Genomic DNA, 2733 nt, shown 5'->3' on the forward strand with positions numbered 1-2733 from the left:
TCAGCACCAGTGTCATGGTGGGGAACGTTACAACGACCGTGTGACAGCACATCGATGGCGGCACGGGCCCGGGCCTCGGTCTCCTCGACGATCGAGGCCTGGCGCTGCACGCGCCGGCTGTCGTGGTGCACCTCTTCGCGGATGCGGTCGGCTTCCTCGGCGCGGCGCCGGTTGCGGGTTCTGCGCGCCAGAAAAACGACCACGCCGACGGCGATGATCGCGACGACGGCGGCTATCACGATCCACACGACGTTGTTGGTGTCCATCCCGGCTCCTTAGCTCGCGGGGGCGGCCACGGTTGACGACCCCGTCGACCGGTCGGATGCCCGGGCGGTGGATGCACTAAACCGGCGCGGGGTGGCCTCAGAGCGTCACGGTGTGCGGACCGCTCTCCTGGCAGTACTTCTGCGGTGGATTGCCCTTGGATGCGCATCCACGCCCGGTCGCGGTGTACGTGGCTCCGGGCCTGTAGGGCTGGAAGAACACCTGCGCGGGCAGGATGCCGCCGCCCTGCGCGCACTGCCCGGGCCCGTCGTCGCCCTGCATCTGGATGCACGCGGTCGTCGCGTAGGTGACCGCGCCGTCGCAGGCGCCGGTGGTGACGGTGGCGGTGACCATGTCGGTGCCGGAGACGTTGACGACGTGCGGCGGGCTGAGCCGGTAGACACAGGCCGTCGGCGGGGCGGGTTGCGCCGCGACGGGGTGTGCCGCGACGGCCACCGCCGATCCCAGCAGCGACGCGGAGGCGGCCAGCACGGCGAACGTCCGGAACATCCTCGGATCGTAGGTCACCGCGCGCCGAGGGCGCCCAGCATTCCCGCCGCCGACCTCGGCCAGGTGAACTGCTCGGCGCGCCGGCGTGCACTGTCCCGGCGCTGATACTCGGGCCGGGTCAGCACGGTACCCACGGCGCCGGCGATGGAACGGGCGTCGTTGTCGGCGGTGGCACCGCTGTCGTGGGTGAGGATCTCGGCCAGCGCCGAGGTCCGCGACACCACCGCCGGGGTGCCGCACGCCAGTGCTTCCAGCGCGGCGAGCCCGAACGTCTCGTGCGGTCCCGGCGCCAACGCGACGTCGGCGCTGGCCAGAATCGCCGCGACGGTGTCGCGGCAGCCGATGTACCCGGTGAACTCGACCGGCAGCCGCGCCGCTCGGCGCTGCAGCCGGCCGCGCAGCGGCCCCTCCCCGACCACCACGAGTTTGGCGTCCAGACCTGAATCCCGCAGGGCCGCAACAGCATCGATGCTGCGGTGGGGCTGTTTCTCGACCGAGAGCCGGCCGCAGTGCACCAGCAGCGGCTGATCCTGCCGGGCCCAGCGCCGGCGAACGTCGGCCGAACGCCGGCGCGGGTGGAACTGGTCGAGGTCGACCCCGAGCGGCACCGTCACCACGTTCGGCGCCCCGATGCGGTCGAACTCCTGCCTCGCGAACGCCGTCGTGCAGACCACGGCGTCGTAGCCGGTCGCGGTGCGCCGGTTGGCGGCATCGGCCACCGCTCGTGCGATCGGCTTCGGAAGCACTTGTCCGACAAGGCGATCGAGGCGCTCGTGGGAGATCATCACCGTCGACACGCCGTGCCCGCGACCCCACGGTCCCAGCGAGCGCAGGGTCAGCCGGTCGGAGACCTCCAGCGCGTCGGGCCGCAGACGCTCGAGCAACGCGACCACCGGCCGCGGGTGCACCGCGCGGTACCCGCCGGTGCCCGGGATCCGCCTGGCGGGCACGCAGATCCGGACGACACCCGACGGCAGGACGGTCTGCTCGGGGCGCGGCCCCGGCACCACCAGGAACACCGAGTGACCCGCCGCGCAGTATTCGGCACCGAGCCGGTCCACCGCGGTGCGCAGGCCACCGGATCTCGGGCCGTAGAAGTTCGCCACCTGGACCACCCGCATGGCTGCATCAGAGCGTGCGGGTGTGTGCGACGGGCGACGCCGGGTCGACCGGATGCCGAACGGAAGGTGTCCTGTCGGTGCCGGCTATCCGACGTGGGCGGCCAGCCAGTCCAGGGTGCGTGTCCAGGCGTCGGCCGCCGCGCCGGGATCGTAGCGGTCCCCGGTGTCGTTGAAGAAGGCGTGGTTGGCGCCCGGCTCGGTGACGAGTTCGTGGACCAGCCCGGCCCGCTGCAGAGCGGCGGCGGCCACCGGTTCGGTGGCGTTGACGCGCTGGTCGAGTTCGCCGTAGAAGCCGAGGACCGCGACGTCGCGGGACCCCGAGAAGTCGGGGTTCTCGGGGGTCGGCCCGTAGAACGGGAACGCCGCCGCGAGCTCGGGTGAGCCGGCGGCCAGCAATCGCCACACCAGCCCACCGCCCATGCAGAAGCCGATCGCGGCCACCTTCCGTTCCGGGGTGAGGCGCTGGACCTCTGCGATGCCGGACTTCAGGTCGGCCACCATGTCCTCCGGTGCCCGCGCACCCAGCGCGGCGGTGGCCTCGGCCGGATCGGTGAACGTCGCGGTGCCGCCCTGCTCCGAGAGCAGGTCGACGGCCAGGCTGGAATAGCCGGCCCCCGCAAGCCGTGCCGCCACCGAGCGCACCCAGTCGTTGAGTCCCTTGTTCTCGTGGATCACCAGGATGCCGCCGCGGGCGTCGGCGGCCTCGGCCCAGGCGTAGATGTCGGCGTCGTGTTCGCTTTCCTCCATGCGGGCTAGGCGAGAGTTCTCGTAGGTCACGCCGGCAGCCCAGATCTCGGTGCGACCGTCCACCGGGGGCAGTAGCCGCACCTCGGAGATC

At 72.1% G+C, this 2733-nt stretch carries 3 protein-coding genes and 1 pseudogene; all 4 read right to left on the minus strand.

Features of this window, described 5'->3' with window-relative positions; genetic code table 11:
* Positions 1-266 (minus strand): annotated as a pseudogene (locus ASJ79_RS21995) (hypothetical protein); the annotation flags it as partial.
* Positions 267-363: 97 nt separating this feature from the next.
* Positions 364-774, minus strand: a complete 411-nt coding sequence (locus ASJ79_RS22000; protein WP_067959902.1) for a hypothetical protein — start codon at positions 772-774, stop codon at positions 364-366.
* Positions 775-788: 14 nt separating this feature from the next.
* Positions 789-1895 (minus strand): glycosyltransferase, encoded by a 1107-nt coding sequence (locus ASJ79_RS22005; RefSeq protein ID WP_067959899.1) that lies wholly within the window; start codon positions 1893-1895, stop codon positions 789-791.
* Between the two features lie 84 nt (positions 1896-1979).
* A partial coding sequence (locus tag ASJ79_RS22010) for a dienelactone hydrolase family protein (RefSeq protein ID WP_231750975.1) occupies positions 1980-2733 on the minus strand: 754 nt, incomplete at its 5' end.

This window comes from Mycobacterium sp. NAZ190054, assembly GCF_001545925.1.
In the GTDB taxonomy this organism is placed as follows: domain Bacteria; phylum Actinomycetota; class Actinomycetes; order Mycobacteriales; family Mycobacteriaceae; genus Mycobacterium.